The 16523-nt window shown below is 64.0% G+C and carries 13 protein-coding genes; all 13 read left to right on the plus strand.

Translation table 11 applies throughout. The annotated features are described in order from the left end of the window. Positions 1–338: 338 nt before the first annotated feature. The 13 genes from mraZ to ftsZ all read left to right on the plus strand — a co-directional run bounded on the left by mraZ (position 339) and on the right by ftsZ (position 16520). Complete coding sequence (gene mraZ / locus ABD059_RS05865; RefSeq protein ID WP_343878428.1) at positions 339–770, plus strand: division/cell wall cluster transcriptional repressor MraZ; 432 nt, start codon at positions 339–341, stop codon at positions 768–770. A 211-nt stretch (positions 771–981) separates the two neighbouring features. Then, on the plus strand, positions 982–1989 hold the full coding sequence (gene rsmH, locus ABD059_RS05870) for a 16S rRNA (cytosine(1402)-N(4))-methyltransferase RsmH (RefSeq protein ID WP_343878429.1): 1008 nt from the start codon (positions 982–984) through the stop codon (positions 1987–1989). Continuing rightward, on the plus strand, positions 1986–2612 hold the full coding sequence (gene ftsL, locus ABD059_RS05875; RefSeq protein ID WP_343878430.1) for a cell division protein FtsL: 627 nt from the start codon (positions 1986–1988) through the stop codon (positions 2610–2612). The genes rsmH and ftsL overlap by 4 nt, the downstream gene beginning before the upstream one ends. Before the next feature lie 45 nt (positions 2613–2657). Beyond that, positions 2658–4427: a peptidoglycan D,D-transpeptidase FtsI family protein gene (locus ABD059_RS05880; RefSeq protein WP_343878431.1), complete on the plus strand. Its 1770-nt coding sequence runs from the start codon at positions 2658–2660 to the stop codon at positions 4425–4427. 57 nt (positions 4428–4484) lie between these two features. Next, positions 4485–6131: a UDP-N-acetylmuramoyl-L-alanyl-D-glutamate--2,6-diaminopimelate ligase gene (locus tag ABD059_RS05885; RefSeq protein WP_343878491.1), complete on the plus strand. Its 1647-nt coding sequence runs from the start codon at positions 4485–4487 to the stop codon at positions 6129–6131. 6 nt (positions 6132–6137) lie between these two features. Then, on the plus strand, positions 6138–7664 hold the full coding sequence (locus ABD059_RS05890) for a UDP-N-acetylmuramoyl-tripeptide--D-alanyl-D-alanine ligase (protein ID WP_343878432.1): 1527 nt from the start codon (positions 6138–6140) through the stop codon (positions 7662–7664). Then, positions 7661–8764, plus strand: a complete 1104-nt coding sequence (gene mraY, locus ABD059_RS05895; protein WP_343878433.1) for a phospho-N-acetylmuramoyl-pentapeptide-transferase — start codon at positions 7661–7663, stop codon at positions 8762–8764. The genes ABD059_RS05890 and mraY overlap by 4 nt, the downstream gene beginning before the upstream one ends. Next, the gene (gene murD, locus ABD059_RS05900; protein WP_343878434.1) at positions 8761–10326 is read left to right on the plus strand and encodes a UDP-N-acetylmuramoyl-L-alanine--D-glutamate ligase; all 1566 of its coding nucleotides are present in this window, start codon (positions 8761–8763) and stop codon (positions 10324–10326) included. Before mraY ends, murD begins: the two co-directional genes overlap by 4 nt. After that, positions 10326–11681: a putative lipid II flippase FtsW gene (ftsW, locus tag ABD059_RS05905; protein WP_343878435.1), complete on the plus strand. Its 1356-nt coding sequence runs from the start codon at positions 10326–10328 to the stop codon at positions 11679–11681. Before murD ends, ftsW begins: the two co-directional genes overlap by 1 nt. Next, positions 11678–12787 carry an undecaprenyldiphospho-muramoylpentapeptide beta-N-acetylglucosaminyltransferase gene (gene murG, locus ABD059_RS05910; protein WP_343878436.1) on the plus strand — a complete coding sequence of 370 codons (1110 nt, stop codon included), beginning with the start codon at positions 11678–11680 and terminating at the stop codon, positions 12785–12787. Before ftsW ends, murG begins: the two co-directional genes overlap by 4 nt. Further along, entirely contained in the window at positions 12784–14232 is a 1449-nt protein-coding gene (murC, locus tag ABD059_RS05915; RefSeq protein WP_343878437.1) for a UDP-N-acetylmuramate--L-alanine ligase, read from the plus strand. Before murG ends, murC begins: the two co-directional genes overlap by 4 nt. Next, positions 14229–15137: a cell division protein FtsQ/DivIB gene (locus tag ABD059_RS05920; RefSeq protein WP_343878438.1), complete on the plus strand. Its 909-nt coding sequence runs from the start codon at positions 14229–14231 to the stop codon at positions 15135–15137. Before murC ends, ABD059_RS05920 begins: the two co-directional genes overlap by 4 nt. 186 nt (positions 15138–15323) lie before the next feature. Next, positions 15324–16520 carry a cell division protein FtsZ gene (gene ftsZ / locus ABD059_RS05925; RefSeq protein WP_343878439.1) on the plus strand — a complete coding sequence of 399 codons (1197 nt, stop codon included), beginning with the start codon at positions 15324–15326 and terminating at the stop codon, positions 16518–16520. The last annotated feature ends 3 nt before the right edge of the window (positions 16521–16523 follow it).

Raw genomic sequence — 16523 nt, forward strand, 5'->3', positions numbered from 1 at the left:
CAACCGTCAGGCCGTCGGCGCCCTCCACTTCCATCCACTGGCCTTAAAACTCCATCATTAGCTTGACCGATAGACCCGCATCGTCGGGTCTATCGGCGTTTAACGGGCAATTCCGTCGCCCGGACGGAGATTTCAAAGGAGCAGTTAGGAGGTGATGGTCTAAATCCCTCCACTTCCCACCACCGCGCTCCAGCCCCGCCAACACAGGAAACTGCCAGGAAATTCATCGCGTCGGACCCTCCAAATGGATTGACGGGGGAGGGATGTGGAGTAAAGTGGTGGTTATAAGAGCGTAGTGGTGCCGCAAGGTGCTTTCCGGACAGGATAGGCGGTGGCAGATGTTCCTCGGAACTCATCTGCCACGTCTCGATGAAAAGGGCAGGTTGATCCTTCCAGCGAAGTTTCGGGAGGAGCTGTCCAACGGATTGGTGCTGACCAGGGGGCAAGAGCGGTGCATCTACGTTTTTAGTCAGCGTGAGTTCGAACAGCTTCACGAACAGATGCGGACCGCTCCGCTGTCGTCACGGCAATCCCGTGATTACAGCAGGGTGTTTCTCTCGGGGGCCTCAGATGAGGTGCCCGACAAGCAGGGCCGAATCACCATTCCTCAGGCGCTTCGGACCTACGCGGGACTGGACCGGGAGCTTGCAGTGATTGGCGCGGGTAGCCGGGCCGAGATCTGGGATGCCTCGGCATGGAACAGCTATCTGGCGGAGCAGGAGAATACGTTCTCCGAAACCGACGAGGACGCCCTCCCGGGTCTTTTTTAGCACCAGTATCACCACGCAGTACCGCATGAAATGCAGGACGGCTTCTTGGACGAGATCTCCAGCCGCCCGGCGCATGTTCCACCTGGCTCACCTTCCCCGGAGCCAGGCGGGCACGGCGCCTGGTCGGATGGGGATCTGGCTCAAGAAGCGTGTTGTAGAGACAACGTTGTAGAGACAACCAAGCAGACAACACCGAGGAAGGAGCGAATGGATGAGCGACGATCGCCCTACCGGTGAACGGCACGTACCGGTACTGCGTGAACGCTGCATCTCGCTCCTGGAACCAGCTCTCCTCGCCGCGGCAGCTGCCGGGCGCACGCCGGTGGTCGTCGATGCCACGCTCGGCATGGGTGGGCACTCCGAATCCCTGCTGGCACGCTTTCCGCAAGCTCATCTGGTCGGCATCGACCGCGACCTGCAGGCGCTTGCATTGGCCGGCGAACGGCTCGCAGCCTTCTCCGGACGAACCGATCTGGTCCACGCGGTATATGACGAGCTACCCGAAGTCCTCGAGGATCTGGGCATCGACGCCGTTGACGGCGTGCTCTTCGACCTTGGAGTCTCCTCCCTCCAACTGGACGAACGTGAGCGGGGATTTGCCTACTCCTATGACGCGCCGCTGGACATGCGGATGGACACCAGCGTTGGGCAGACCGCAGCAGACGTCGTCAACGGGTATTCCGAGGCGGACCTGCTCCGCATCATCCGGGCCTGGGGCGAGGAGAAGTTCGCTGGCCGGATCTCTTCGGCCATCGTCGCTGCCCGCCGGGACGCGCTCTTCACCACGACAGGCCAATTGGTCGACGTCATTCGGGCAGTGGTTCCCGCGGGGGCTGCGCGGACCGGGGGGCACCCGGCCAAACGGACCTTCCAGGCGCTCCGGATCGAAGTCAACGAGGAGCTGACCGTGCTCGAACGGGCAATTCCCGCCGCCGTCGACTCCCTGATCCTCGGCGGGCGAGCTGTGGCCATGTCCTACCACTCGCTCGAGGACAAGATCGTCAAGGCTGCCTTCACCGCCGGGACCCGCTCCTCAGCTCCAGTCGGATTTCCGGTGGAACTCGAGGAGCACAAGCCCTACCTCAAGTCGTTGACCAAGGGCACCGAAGCGCCGACCGAGCAAGAGATCGACGAAAACCCGCGGGCGGCATCGGCAAAGCTGCGCGCAGTAGAACGAATCAAGAACACTCGAACCACCAAAGACAGGAATGCATCATGAGCCAGCAACTCGCTGAATCCTACGCGCCGCTGGCAACCCCCGAAACCGGACGTGAATCGTCCCAGCAGGTCAGGACGCCGCTATCGCTCGTGCCCGCCGGGCCGGCCCGACGTCGGATCCCCTTCGCGGTGTTCAGCATGATGGCCCTGGTTGGCGCACTGTTGACGGTTCTGATGCTCAATATCTCGGTCTCAAGTAGCCAGTACGAACTGGTGGAGTTGCGGAACCAGCAAATCGCCCTGAACCAGGAGAACCAGGCGCTCACCCAGCAAATGGAAGACCTCAGTGCGCCACAGAACCTCGCTGCGGAAGCACGGGAACTCGGCATGGTCGCCTCCCCTGGATTCGGCTCCATTGATGTAGATTCGATGAAAATTGCAGGTAGTCCCGAAGCTGCGAAGGAAGGCGGCGAGCCGTTGGCGCTCATCGCCGCACCCGAGGTGTCAACGGTTGCCGTCGCGGTTGCCGTCGAGGCACCTCCAGTGGAGGAAGCCGCAGCGGGCGCCAACGCACCAGCAGCCGAAACCCCGGCGGCCGAGCCCGCCCCACCGGCTGAGCAGCCGCAGGCGATCGAACTCAACGGCGGATCTATTCCGGCACCACAGCAAGGCACCGGCGGGTAACGCAGACGATCGACGATCACCCGAAAGACACCGAAGGATATTGAAGTGGCTACAGCAGCTGAGCACGACAAATTCCGGGTGGCTCTCGGCGCGAGAAGGCTACGCGTCGGCTTGGCCTTCGTTCTGGTCCTCCTGCTGGTCCTGGGAGTCCGACTATTTCAGGTGCAGGCGCTGGACCTCGGCGGCATGGCGCAGGCCGGATTGAATAAACGGCTCGAATCATTCCCGGTGCAGCCAACGCGGGGCGATATTCTCGACAGCAAGGGAAATTACCTCGCCCGCAGCGTGGAGCGCTTCGACATCGTGGTGGACCAGACCCTCGCCGAAGGTGACACCTTCGCCCGGATCAACGATCAGGGGGACCGCGAGGAGCTCACCATGGATGAGGGTCTCGCTGAACTTTCAGCGATCCTCGGTCAGGATACCGCCACCCTCGAGGCGGCAATCATCGGGGACAAGAAGTTCGGGTATGTCGCCCAGGAAGTCACCCCAGAGATCAAAAACGCCGCGTTGGCTGTGCGAATGCCTGGTGTCTACGCCGATCCGGTCAGCCTCCGCACCTACCCCTCCGGACCGGTCGCCGGGTCAATCGTCGGGTTCGTTGGCGAGCAGAACGAAGGCTTGGAGCTCACCCAGAACGACCGGCTGACCGGCGAAGCGGGTCGCCGCACCTTTGAGATCGGTGGCGATGGCATCCGTATTCCCTACGCCACCAACGAGGATGTGCCGGCCAAGGACGGGCAATCGGTCAAGCTGACCATTGACCAGGATCTCCAATGGTTTGCCCAGCAAACCATCGCTTCCCAGGTGGAGGAGTACGACGCCCAGTGGGGCAACATCGTCGTCGTCGAGGCGGACACCGGCGGCATTGTCGCAATGGCCGAGTCCACCACCATGGATCCGAACAACCCGGGCGCCACTGAACCCGAATTCCGGAAACCCCTCTCGGTCACCTCATCCTTCGAGCCCGGTTCCACCACCAAGCTGATCACCATGGCCGCAGGGTTGGAGGAGGGGATCATTGAACCCACCAGCGAATTCCTGCTGCCCAATACCTACACGGTGGGTAACCAGACGTTCAAGGATGCTTTTGAGCATGGCGAGGAGCGGCGCACGGCCGCGGGAATCTTCGCCAAGTCAATGAACACCGGCACGGTGATGGTTGGTGAGCAACTCAGCAAGCAACAGCGCTACGACTGGCTGACCAAATTTGGGATCGGGCAGCCCCTCGACGTCGGCCTGAACGGTGAGACCAGCGGTATCCTTGCCCAGCCGGAAGACTGGGACGACCGCCAGCAGTACACCGTGCTCTTCGGGCAGGGCCTGGCCCAGACCGCACTGCACACCGCGATGGTCTACCAGACGATCGCCAACGACGGCGTCCGGCTGAAACCACGACTGATCGATGCCTACATTGACCCCGATGGAACCGAGCACAAGGTGCCCCAGGACGAGGGCGTCGAAGTGGTCTCCACCGAAACCTCAGCCAAGCTGCAGAAGATGCTCGAGACCGTCACCGTCGACGGCTCAGGCGCCTCAGGTGCGCTGGACGAATACCGCGTGGGATCCAAGACGGGGACGGCCGAAGCGCCTAGCGCTACCGGCGGCTACGACGGGTACACCCTCACCTACGCCGGCATGGCTCCGATGGATGACCCGGAGTACGTCGTGGTGGTGACGCTGCAGCGGCCGCAGGGCGATCTGTATTATCTGATACCGGGGGAGTCCTTCCAAAAGGTAATGGAACAGGTGCTCAACGCCAGGAACGTTTCACCATCCACGGGTAAGCCCGAGACATACCCCATCGAGTACTGACCCGGAGCAACACACGTGCCAACAATTGAAGATTCCGCCGCGCAGCCCGACGCAGGGATGCGACCAGCAGTAGTGACTCCGGTCCCGCTGGGACAGGTTTTCAGCGACCTCCCCGCCAGATTGCCGCCCGTCGAACCGGTTCCCGGGCACGACGACGCGGCCCACGTCCAGGTGACGGGGATAGCGATTGATTCCAGGATGGTCAGGGCCGGTGATCTGTATATTGCCCTTCCCGGTTCCGGCAGGCACGGTGCGTCGTTCACCGCCGCGGCCCTGCGCGCTGGCGCCGTCGCCGTCCTGACCGACGAGGCAGGGGTGGCGGCTGCCGCGGGTACGATCGACCGGGTCGGCGCTGTTCCCCTATTCAGGGCCGCCCACCTCAGGGAACTTGTGGGTCCACTGTCGGCGATTATCTTCAACAGCCAGCCAGCCCATGCCAGCAGGCCAGCCCTGTTTGGTGTCACTGGTACCAACGGCAAAACCACCACCACCTACTTCATCAATGCCTTGCTGGCGGGACTGGGCCGGACCACTGGGCTCATGGGAACCATCGAGATCCATGCCGGCGGCCAACCAATCGCCAGCGCTCTGACCACCCCTGAATCTCCGCAGGTGCATGGCATCCTTGGGCTGATGCGAGAACGGGGGATCGAAACTGCCGCCATGGAAGTGTCCTCCCACGCGATCGACTACCGTCGGGTGGACGGCGTCTACTTCGACGTGGCTGGGTTTACCAACCTGACCCAGGACCACCTTGACCTGCACGGCACCATGGACGAATACTTTGCGGTCAAGGCTGAGCTCTTCACGCGGGAGCGGACGAGCCGTGCCGTCATCATCACCGACGACGTGTGGGGCCTGAAAATGGCCGAAGCGGCCGGGGCCGACGTCCTTACCCTCCGCACGAGTGTCACCGAGGATGACGACGCCCAGCCGAAGGGCGGCGGGATGCCACTCCACGCCGCCGACTGGCAGGTTCGGGATGTGGCCAGACAGGGGCTCGGCCACCGATTCTCGTTGCACGGACCAGCGGGGGAACAACTCACGCTGCATTCGGGCCTGCCAGGTACCTTCAACATCTCCAACGCCGCCCTGGCGACGGTCATGGTGCTCGCCTCAGGGGTCGCCGTAGACGACGTGCAGCACGCCGCGGACAGCGCAGATCCGTTCTCGGCGGCAGTACCAGGACGCATGCAGCTCATCGGCGACCGTCCCGCGGCGATCGTCGATTTCGCCCACAACCCTGATGCTTTGGCCCGCACCCTGGAATCGGTCAGACCTCCCGCCCCGGAGGCGAAGCTGATTGTGGTGTTCGGAGCCACCGGCCAGCGTGACCAAACCAAGCGCCCCATCATGGGAGCCACCGCAGCCCGGCTCGCCGACATCGTCATTGTCACCGACGACGACCCCCACGACGAGGACGAAGCCGAGATCAGGCAGGGCGTCCTGACTGGTGCCCAGCAGGCACGCGACGCCGACAACCTGGCCTGTGAAATCCTTGAGATTTACCCCCGCGCCGAGGCGATTGACCATGCCGTGGCACTGGCGGGACCGGCGGATACCGTACTGATTGCTGGGCGCGGCCACGAGGTCTGGCAAGAGGTCAAGGGAGTCAACCTGCCGCTCGATGACCGGGTGGAATTGGCCCGGGCGTTGACACGCTACGGATTCTCTGTCCATCCCAGCCACAGGATAGAATCCTAGACCGTCATGATTGAACTAAGCGCAGCCGAAATCGCGGCAATCACCAAGGGTCAGCTGACCCCCGCTGCCGCGGCGCGGCAGACCCAGATCGTTAGCTCCGTCACCGTGGACTCCCGTGACGTACAGGCCGGCAGCCTATTTGTGGCCAAGCCCGGTGCAAACGCCGACGGTCACCAGTTCGTGCCACAGGCCTTCCGCGAGGGGGCTGTTCTGGCGCTGCTGGAACACCCGGTAACGAATGAGGACCTGCCTAGCGCAGGCGAGTACCCGGCCGTCGTCGTCGACGATGTGGTGCTGGCCATGGGCCGGCTCGCTTCCGCCGTGGTGGAAAGGTTACGCGCGCACTCGCCGCTGACGGTGATCGGTATCACGGGGTCGGCTGGTAAGACCACCACCAAGGACCTGCTGGCCGGCATCCTCAGGGAGCATGCCCCCACTGTTGCCCCGATCGGGTCCTACAACGGCGAGGTGGGCGTTCCACTGACTGTCTTCAGCGCCGACTATGACACCAGATACCTGATCATCGAGATGGGCGCCACGAAAATTGGGCACATCACCTACCTGGCGGACATGGTCGCGCCCGACATCGGTGTCGTCCTGGGAGTGGGAAGCGCCCACGCCGGAGAATTCGGTGGGGTTGAAAACATCGCCCGGGCCAAGTCCGAGCTGCTTCGTTCGCTCCCGGAAACCGGAACGGCAATCATCAACGCCGACGACGCCCGGGTCCTGGCCATGGAGACCGTGACCATCGCGTCCAAGCTCTACTTCACTTCCGATAACTCACATGTCCCCGGTGGCGGGCCGGTTGTTCGGGCAACCAGCGTTGCAACCACCCCCGGCGGGCACCCATCGTTTACCCTGGGTCTGCCCGGTCCTGACGGCTCCGCCGAGTATCAGGTCACCTCACGGCTCATCGGGACGCACCAAATCACCAACCTCCTCGCCGCCGCATCCATCGCCGGGACGCTCGGCATTCCGGGCTCAGCCATAGCCGACGCCCTGTCGCGGTCGGAAGCACAAAGCCGGTGGCGGATGGAACGCACCGAACGCGCCGACGGCGTGACGGTCATCAACGACGCGTACAACGCCAATCCTGACTCAATGCGGGCCGCGCTTCGCACCCTGGCCGAACTTGGGCGGGGTCGCCGCACCTGGGCCGTGCTCGGCGAGATGCTCGAACTCGGCGACGAATCGATCACCGAGCATGACGCCGTCGGCCGGGTCGTGGTTCGACTGAACATCACCAAACTGCTCGTGATCGGAATGGGGGCCCGTGCCCTCTATAACGGTGCTGTCCTCGAGGGGTCCTGGGGAGACGAGGTTTTGTTCGCCGAGGACGTCGCCGCGGCGGAGGAAATTCTCGCCGCTGCGCTGGAACCTGGGGACCTGGTGCTGTTCAAATCCTCCAATGGGGCGGGGCTTCGATTCTTAGGTGATCGGATAGCATTGTCCTCGACTGTTGCACCGTCCACCGCCACGCCTGAACCATCAGAGCCCGGCCCAACTGACCTCCAAGGGGGGCCGCAGCTGTGATTGCGCTACTGATCGGCTCAGCCATGGGGCTGGTGCTGGCCCTTGTGGGTACCCCGCTGTTTATCCGCCTGCTCGTGAACCGTGGGTACGGTCAGTTCATTCGAGATGATGGACCCACAGCCCACCACACCAAGCGCGGTACGCCCACCATGGGCGGCGCCGTCATCGTCGGTTCCGTCCTGATTGCCTACTTCGTCACCCACCTGCTGATGATCTGGGCTGGAGTCTCCACTGGGCCGTCCGCCTCGGGTCTGTTGCTGCTGCTCCTGATGGTCGGCATGGGAATCGTCGGATTCTTTGACGACTACATCAAGATCTCCAAACAGCGGAGCCTGGGCCTCAGCGCACCGGCGAAAATCGCAGGGCAGACACTCGTTGGCATCATCTTTGCCGTGCTGGCGCTTGGCTTCCCGAACGAAAACGGCAGGACGCCAGCCTCAACGGCCATTTCATTCCTCCGTGACACGTCGATCGATCTGGCCTTCGCCGGCACGATCGTTGGCGCCATCCTGTTCATCATCTGGTCCAACCTCATCATCACCGCAGCCAGTAACGGCGTGAACCTCGCCGATGGTCTCGACGGCCTTGCAGCCGGAGCGTCGGTGCTGGTGTTCGGTGCCTACATGCTGATGGGCATTTGGCAGTCCAACCAGAGTTGCGCCCTCGACGAGGTCGCCAGGAGCGTCTGCTACACCGTGCGGGACCCCCTCGATCTGGCTCTTATCGCCGGAACCATGTGCGGTGCGCTGGTCGGGTTCCTCTGGTGGAACACCTCGCCTGCGAAGATCTTCATGGGTGACACCGGCTCGCTCGCCATCGGCGGCGCCATCGCCGGGTTCGCGATCCTGTCCCGCACCCAGCTGCTGCTCGTCATCCTCGCCGGGCTGTTCGTGATGATCACGCTGTCGGTGATCATCCAGGTCGGCTACTTCAAGCTTTCCGGCGGCAAACGGGTGTTCAAAATGGCTCCGCTCCAGCACCACTTCGAACTCAAGGGCTGGCAGGAAGTCACAGTTGTCGTCCGGTTCTGGATTCTTGCCGGGCTATTCGTAGCCACCGCTCTCGGAATCTTCTACGCCGAATGGGTCGTGCTGATATGACCGGAACCACCCCCGCGGATGCCCGTGACCTCACTTCCCTGACCACCTGGGATGCCGACTGGAAAGGGCTGAGGGTAGCAGTTACCGGAATTGGCCTGTCCGGGTTCTCCGTCGCCGATACGCTCATCGAACTGGGCGCCCGCGTGGTGGTAGTCGACGGATCCGATTCGCCCGAGAACCGAGCCAAGGCGGACACGCTGTCGATCGTCGGTGCCGTGGATGTCCTCCTCGGCACCGAGCACGCAACGAGAATTCCGACCATCGACGGTCGCCAGCCCGATCTGGTGGTCACCTCACCTGGCTGGACCCCGCAGCAGCCGCTCCTCAGGGCCGCACAAGACGCAGGAATTCCGGTCTGGGGCGACGTCGAATTGGCCTGGCGTGTCAGGATCCGTGAAGGTCGCCCCACCGCCGAGTGGCTGACCATCACCGGCACCAACGGCAAAACCACCACTGTCTCACTGGTCGAGTCGATGCTTCTGGCCGCAGGCCTCCGCGCCGTCGCTGCGGGGAATATCGGTACTCCTATTCTCGACGCGATCCGTGACCCGCAAGGCTACGATTTCATCGCCGTCGAACTGTCCAGTTTCCAGCTGCACTGGACCGGTTACATCTCGCCGCTGGCGAGTGTCTGCCTGAACGTTGCGGAGGATCACGTCGATTGGCACGGCGGGTTTGATCAGTACACCGCCGACAAGGCAAAGATCTACGCCAACACCAAAGTGGCCTGCGTCTATAACGCCGAACAGCCCGCCACCGAACGGATGGTCGAGGAAGCCGACGTTATCGAGGGGTGCCGGGCGATCGGATTCACGACGTCGACCCCCGCCGTAAGCATGGTGGGAGTTGTCGATGACTTGCTGGTGGACCGCGCGTTCATCGAGCAGCGCAAGGACTCGGCAGTAGAACTCGCTGCCATCACGGAGCTGGGCGAGCTCGTACCCCGGCACCTGGTGGCGAACGCCCTGGCAGCTGCGGCACTGGTAAGGGCTGCCGGCGTGGAGCCCGCCGCCATCCGGACCGGGATCCGGAACTACCAGCCCACCGATCACCGCATCCAGCTCGTGTCCTCGCAGGACGGAATCCTGTGGATCAACGACTCCAAAGCCACCAATCCGCACGCGGCAGCAGCCTCACTGTCGGCCTTCCACTCGGTGATCTGGATAGCCGGGGGGCTCTCCAAAGGCGTCAATTATGACGAGCTGGTGCAGACCCACGCGAAGCGGCTCAAAGCGGTGGTGCTGATCGGCACCGACAGTTCGGACCTGGCCAGTTCATTGCGCCGACACGCTCCGGATGTTCCACTGATCGAAGCGGCAACGGGAGACACTGAGAAGGTGACGTTGGCCGACGATTCCGCACCCGCGCCCCTGGGCGAGCAGGTGATGGAGTCGGCGGTAAGGGAATCTGCACGGTTGGCTGGCGACGGCGACACCGTGTTGATGGCCCCAGCGGCAGCATCCATGGATCAGTTTTCCTCCTATGCTCACCGCGGCAAGGCCTTTATCGAGGCCGTCCGAGTGATCGTGGAAGGGCAGGCGAAGACCGCAAAGGAGTTCTAATGGTCACCACGCCCACCCGGCCAGTCCGTCGGAAGCCGGTGATGCGCCAGCATTCCCGAACCCCCTCTGTGCCCGCCTCACCCAAGACCCCCACTTCTTCCACTCCCGCGGCCGAGGCCAAAGCCCCGGCGGCGAAGGGTCTCCGCGCCCGCTTCGGACGGTTCTGGACGCACCTCGAAGGCAGCGACAAGCAGGCCAGCGGTGCCAGCTACTATATGATCCTCGGATCGGCCCTCGCGCTGACAGCGATCGGTCTGATGATGGTGCTCTCGGCGTCATCGGTGGAGGCGATCGCCGAGGGCAGCAGTGAGTTTGACCTCTTCCTCAGGCAGGCCATGTGGGCCGCTGGAGGGCTGGTCCTGATGCTGCTCCTGTCCCGGTTCGGCGCGCGCGCCTACCGCATGATGGCTTGGCCGGTGCTCGGCATTGCCGTAATTCTTCTGGTCCTCGTCCTCGCCATCGGTGTGAACATCAACGGTAACCAAAACTGGATTCAAATCGGGGGCTTCACCATGCAGCCCTCCGAACCGGCCAAGCTCGCGCTGGCCATCTGGCTGGCCAGTGTGCTGGCCCGCAAGGGCCGGCTGATCCGCAACTGGAAGCACGCGATGATCCCCGCTCTGCCCCTGGGCGGGCTCCCGATCGGGTTGGTCCTGCTCGGTGGCGACCTGGGCACCGTGATCATCCTCATGATGATCCTCGCCGCCGCGCTCTTCTTCGCCGGTGCCCCGATGAAAATGTTCACCATCGCCGGGATCGCTGGCATCGCTGGCGCCATCGTGATGGTGCTGGTGAGTGGCAACCGCAGCGACAGGATCACTGCCTGGCTGCGGCTCAGCTGCGACGACGGCCAGGACCTGTGCCTGCAGGCCGACAACGGGCTCTTCGCGCTGGCCTCCGGCGGCTGGTGGGGTGTCGGTATTGGGCAGAGCCGGCAGAAATGGAACTGGATTCCCGAAGCCCACAACGACTTCATCTTCGCGATCATCGGTGAAGAGTTTGGGCTGGTGGGCACCCTGGTGGTGGTCATTCTGTTCGGGATCCTCGCCGTCGCAACCATCAGGGTTGCCCGACGCTATACCGACCCCTTCGTGCGAATCCTGCTCGGCTCCATTCTGGTGTGGTTGATCGGCCAGGCGTTCGTGAACATTGGGATGGTCACCGGCGTCCTGCCCGTCATTGGTGTTCCGCTACCCTTTATTTCCTACGGTGGGTCGGCGCTGACCTTCACCCTCGCGGCGGTCGGAGTCCTCCTGGCCTTCGCCCGAAAAATGCCCCCAGCGCCAGAGTCCGGCGCAGTAGCCGGGACCAGTACAGATCCCCGTTCCACAGAAAGCGAACCAGCTGTCCGATGAGTACAAACCCCCTCTCGGTGGTCCTGGCCGGCGGCGGTACCGCCGGTCACATCAGTCCACTGCTGGCCATTGCCCATGCCCTGGCTGAACACGACCCCGCTACCCGGCAGGTAGTTGTGGGGACCGCCGCGGGAATGGAAACACGACTGGTTCCAGCTGCGGGGTATCAGCTTGAGACGATCGACCGGGTCCCGATGCCTCGCCGCTTGTCGATCGACCTGGTGAAGCTCCCCACCCGGCTGATCCGCGCCGTCCGGCAGGCGTCGGACGTCCTTGACCGTGCGGAGGCTGACGTCGTCGTCGGAGTGGGCGGTTACGTCTCCACACCCCTGTACCTTGCTGCGTGGCGCAGGAAAATCCCGGTAGTGATTCATGAGGCGAACGCCCAGCCGGGGCTGGCCAACCGGCTTGGAGCGCGGATTGCCACCTCCGTGGCGGTTGCCTTCAAGGGCACTGGCCTCCCCAAGGCGCAGGTGGTTGGCATGCCCATGCGACGCAGTATCTCTACCCTCGACCGCGCCACGGCACGGGCTGCCTCCCGCGCTGCCCTGGGGCTGAACCCCACCCAGCCCGCGCTGATCGTGACCGGTGGGTCGTCGGGAGCTGTCAGCATCAACCGTGCCATCGCCGCAGTGGTGCCCCTGCTCGCGGCCGAGGGACTCCAGCTGCTGCACATTACCGGGGGCGGCAAAGGTGTGACGAGTGCGGATGGGCGACCGCTCCAGGCCGAAGGCTACCGCCAGATGGAGTACGTCGACGATATGGAAACTGTTTACGCGGCCGCAGACCTGCTGCTGGCTCGTGCGGGGGCCGCCACTGTGTGTGAAGTGAGCGCGGTCGGGCTGCCCGCCGTGTTCGTCCCGCTGCCGCACGGCAACGGGGAGCAGCGCCGGAACGCTTCGGACCTGATCACCGCGGGGGGCGCCTTGCTGGTCGACGACGCCGCGCTGACGGCCGACTGGTTGACCGGACATGTGTTCCCCCTGCTGAAAAACCGGCCCGCCCTGGATGCGATGGCCGCCGCCAGCGCCCGGCTCGGAGTGCGAGACGCCGATACTCAGATGGCCCGACTCGTCGTCGCCGCCGGGCGCGGGGCACAGTCATGACCGGAACCCCTCTGACCCCCGCCAATCTTGGGCGGGTTCATTTCATTGGCCTGGGCGGAGCTGGCATGTCCGCAGTGGCCCGAGTGCTGCTGGGCCAGGGCGTTCAGGTGTCCGGGTCCGACGCCGCGGACTCGCCGGGGCTGCGGGCACTCGCTACCCTCGGGGCGCGTACCGCCGTCGGCCAACGGGCCGACAATGTTGCAGGCGTCGACACGGTCGTCATCTCCACCGCCATCAGGGCGACGAACCCCGAACTGGTGGCCGCCCAGGAGCAGGGTCTGCGGATCCTGCACCGATCCCAGGCCCTGGCCGCCGCAATGTCCGGCAGGGAAGTGGTGGCGGTCGCTGGCACCCATGGCAAGACCACCACCACCGCCATGATTACCGTGATGCTGCAGTATGCCGGGTTTGATCCATCCTTCGCTATCGGCGGGGATGTCGCAGCGCTGGGTGTCAACGCGGCCTGGGGCGAGGGCGGCGTGTTTGTCGCGGAAGCCGACGAATCAGATGGCTCATTCCTGAACTACCTACCGCGGATTGCTGTGGTGACCAACGTTGAGGCAGACCACCTGGACCACTACGGGACGGCCGCAGCGGTGTACGAGGTGTTTGACCAGTTCGTCACGCTGTTGCCCGCCGATGACGGCGTGTTGGTGACCTGCGTCGACGACGCTGGCGCGGCAGCCCTTGCCGCTCGGGTCGGGGACACCCGCAGGATCAGGACCTACGGCTACTCGCCATCCGCCGACGTGCGGATTGGTGCGACCCAGACCGTGGGTAGTGCCTCCACGAGCATGCTGTCCTTCTCGGTGGATGGGCTGGACAGCGAGCAGGAACTCCAGCTCAATGTGCCCGGAGAACACAACGTGCGAAACGCGGCAGCAGCGTTCTCCGTTGCCCTCGAACTGGGCGTCGACCCGGCGGCAGCGGCAGCCGGTCTCGCCACGTTCTCGGGCGCGGCCCGTCGGTTCGAGCCGAAGGGCGCTGGGAGGGGTGTGAGGGTCTTCGACGATTACGCTCATCACCCTACCGAGGTCACGGCGGCCCTGACGGCGGCACGCGCCGTCGCTGCTGGCCACGACGTGCACGTCCTCTTCCAACCGCACCTGTTCTCCCGCACCCGGGAATTCGCTGCGGAGTTCGCCCGGGCGCTCAGCCTGGCGGACTCGGCCACCGTCCTGGATATCTATGCGGCACGGGAGGACCCGATGCCCGGTGTGACCAGCCAACTCATCACCGATCAGCTCACCGTGCCCGGCGGGTACGCCCCGGATCCTTCAGCAGCCGTCAGGTCGGTCGTTGACCGTGCGGCTTCGGGAGACATCATCCTGACCGTGGGGGCAGGAGACGTCACCCAGTATGGCGCCGAGCTCGTCGGCCTGCTCACCCTGCCCGACGACAGCTCCCGCGCCGACAGGGCCCGCGGCAGTACCCGCGACTCATGAACGGTCGGAAGCCGAAACCACCCGCTGCAGGCTCCGAAGCCAGTGCGGGTTCCGGCCTTGATGCTGGGTCGGAGCCTGGCGCGTCAGTGCCCATCCGGGTGCCGCGCGTCACCAGCAGCAAGGTGTCGATGCTCAAGATTCCCGGGGACCCGTGGCTACCTGAGGAATTCGACGACGCCACGACCAATTCGGTGGTCGCCTTCCCCCAGCCGCCCAGGAAGCGTCGACGCCGGAATTTCCTTTTGGGCCTGACCGGTGTGGTGCTGCTGATGGCGGGATTGCTGGCATACCTCATTTTTTCCCCCGCCCTGGCCCTACGATCCGTCGAGGTGAGCGGTAATACGCTCGTCACCACCGAGGAAGCCACGGCCGCCCTTGACCCGTTGCTGGGGACGCCCCTGCCACAGATCGCCGACGAGGACGTTGAGCAGCTCCTCGAAGGGTTCGCGCCGATTGAAAGTGTCACGGTGGCAGCTGTGCCGCCGTCGGGCCTGGCGATCACCATCAAGGAACGGATACCGGTGGCGATCCTGCAGAGCAGCGAGCGTTTCATCCTCATCGACTCCGAGGGGCGCCAGCTTGCCTCGGTTGCCGACCGCGATGCCGTTCAGCTACCCCTGATCGATGGGGGCACCGAGGCGGTGAACAGTGAAGTATTTTCCTCAATCGCCGAGGTGCTCGACGCCTTGCCGGAAAGCATCCTGAATCAGCTCAATCACGCATCGGCGGACTCCGTGGATTCGGTCGAGCTGTCCCTCGCCAGCGACCAGACCATCTTCTGGGGGAGTTCAGACGAGAACCAGGCCAAAGCCCTGGTGCTGGAAGCGCTGCTGTCGGGCCCGCAGACCGATCCGCCGGCCGAGGTCTTTGACGTCAGCACGCCGTTGAGTCCGGTCACTCGCTAAAGAATTATCCGACACGCGGGCTCGGTCATTGCAGATGAGTGCACCTGCCCATAGCGTCTTGAATAGAAGTTACTTGACATAACATTGACTTTCAAGTTGAGAGTTAACGTTGTCAAGGTGAAGGCTGGGAACCGATCCAGCCGGATCAGGCCCCACACAGCGCATTCGAACAAGGGACACAGGACCGTGGCAGCACCGCAGAATTACTTGGCCGTCATCAAGGTAGTAGGCATCGGCGGCGGTGGCGTGAACGCCGTCAACCGAATGATCGAGGTGGGATTGCGTGGCGTTGAATTCATCGCCATCAACACCGACGCACAGGCCCTGCTGATGAGCGACGCCGACGTGAAGCTCGACGTCGGACGGGAACTGACCCGTGGCCTCGGCGCCGGCGCCGACCCAGAGGTGGGACGCCGCGCGGCCGAAGATCATGCAGAAGAAATCGAGGAAGTCCTGCGCGGCGCCGATATGGTGTTTGTTACTGCAGGCGAAGGCGGCGGTACGGGAACCGGTGGCGCACCGGTCGTGGCTCGTATCGCACGGTCCCTGGGTGCCCTGACCATTGGCGTGGTCACGCGTCCCTTCACCTTTGAAGGGCGTCGCCGGTCGAACCAGGCCGAAACCGGCATCGATACGCTCCGCGACGAGGTTGACACCCTGATTGTCATCCCCAACGATCGTCTGCTCTCCATCAGCGACCGCAACGTGTCGATGCTCGATGCCTTCCGTTCAGCCGACCAGGTGCTGCTCTCAGGTGTTCAGGGCATCACCGACCTGATTACCACCCCTGGCTTGATCAACCTCGACTTCGCCGACGTGAAGTCAGTGATGCAGGGCGCCGGTTCGGCGCTGATGGGCATCGGCTCGGCACGCGGCGAAGATCGGGCCGTCAAGGCTGCCGAGCTGGCCATTGCCTCGCCGCTGCTTGAAGCATCGATCGACGGCGCTCACGGTGTCCTGCTCTCCATCCAGGGCGGCTCCGATCTGGGGCTCTTCGAAATCAACGAGGCGGCCCGCCTGGTCCAGGAGGTAGCGCACCCCGAAGCGAACATCATCTTCGGTGCCGTGATCGACGACGCCCTCGGCGACGAGGCGCGGGTCACCGTGATTGCAGCTGGATTCGACCAGGTCGACGCGACGTCACAGCCCAATGCACAGTTGTCCAAGCCGGTGTCAGCTCCGTCCGTCGGAGCGAGCGTCCCGGCGGCTGCCGCTGCGGTCCCCGCGTCGGCCGGGCTCGGCGCCTGGTCCCAGCGGTCGCAGCAGTCAGGCAACAACGTCCCAGCCGACTCGGGGTTCGACGTCGACCTGCCCGCCGTGGTGGAGCCTGATTTCTCCTCGAACCGGTCAGACGAACTCGATGTGCCTGACTTCCTGAAGTAACCA

It is taken from the genome of Arthrobacter flavus (assembly GCF_039526005.1).
Classification (GTDB): Bacteria; Actinomycetota; Actinomycetes; order Actinomycetales; family Micrococcaceae; genus Arthrobacter_D; species Arthrobacter_D flavus.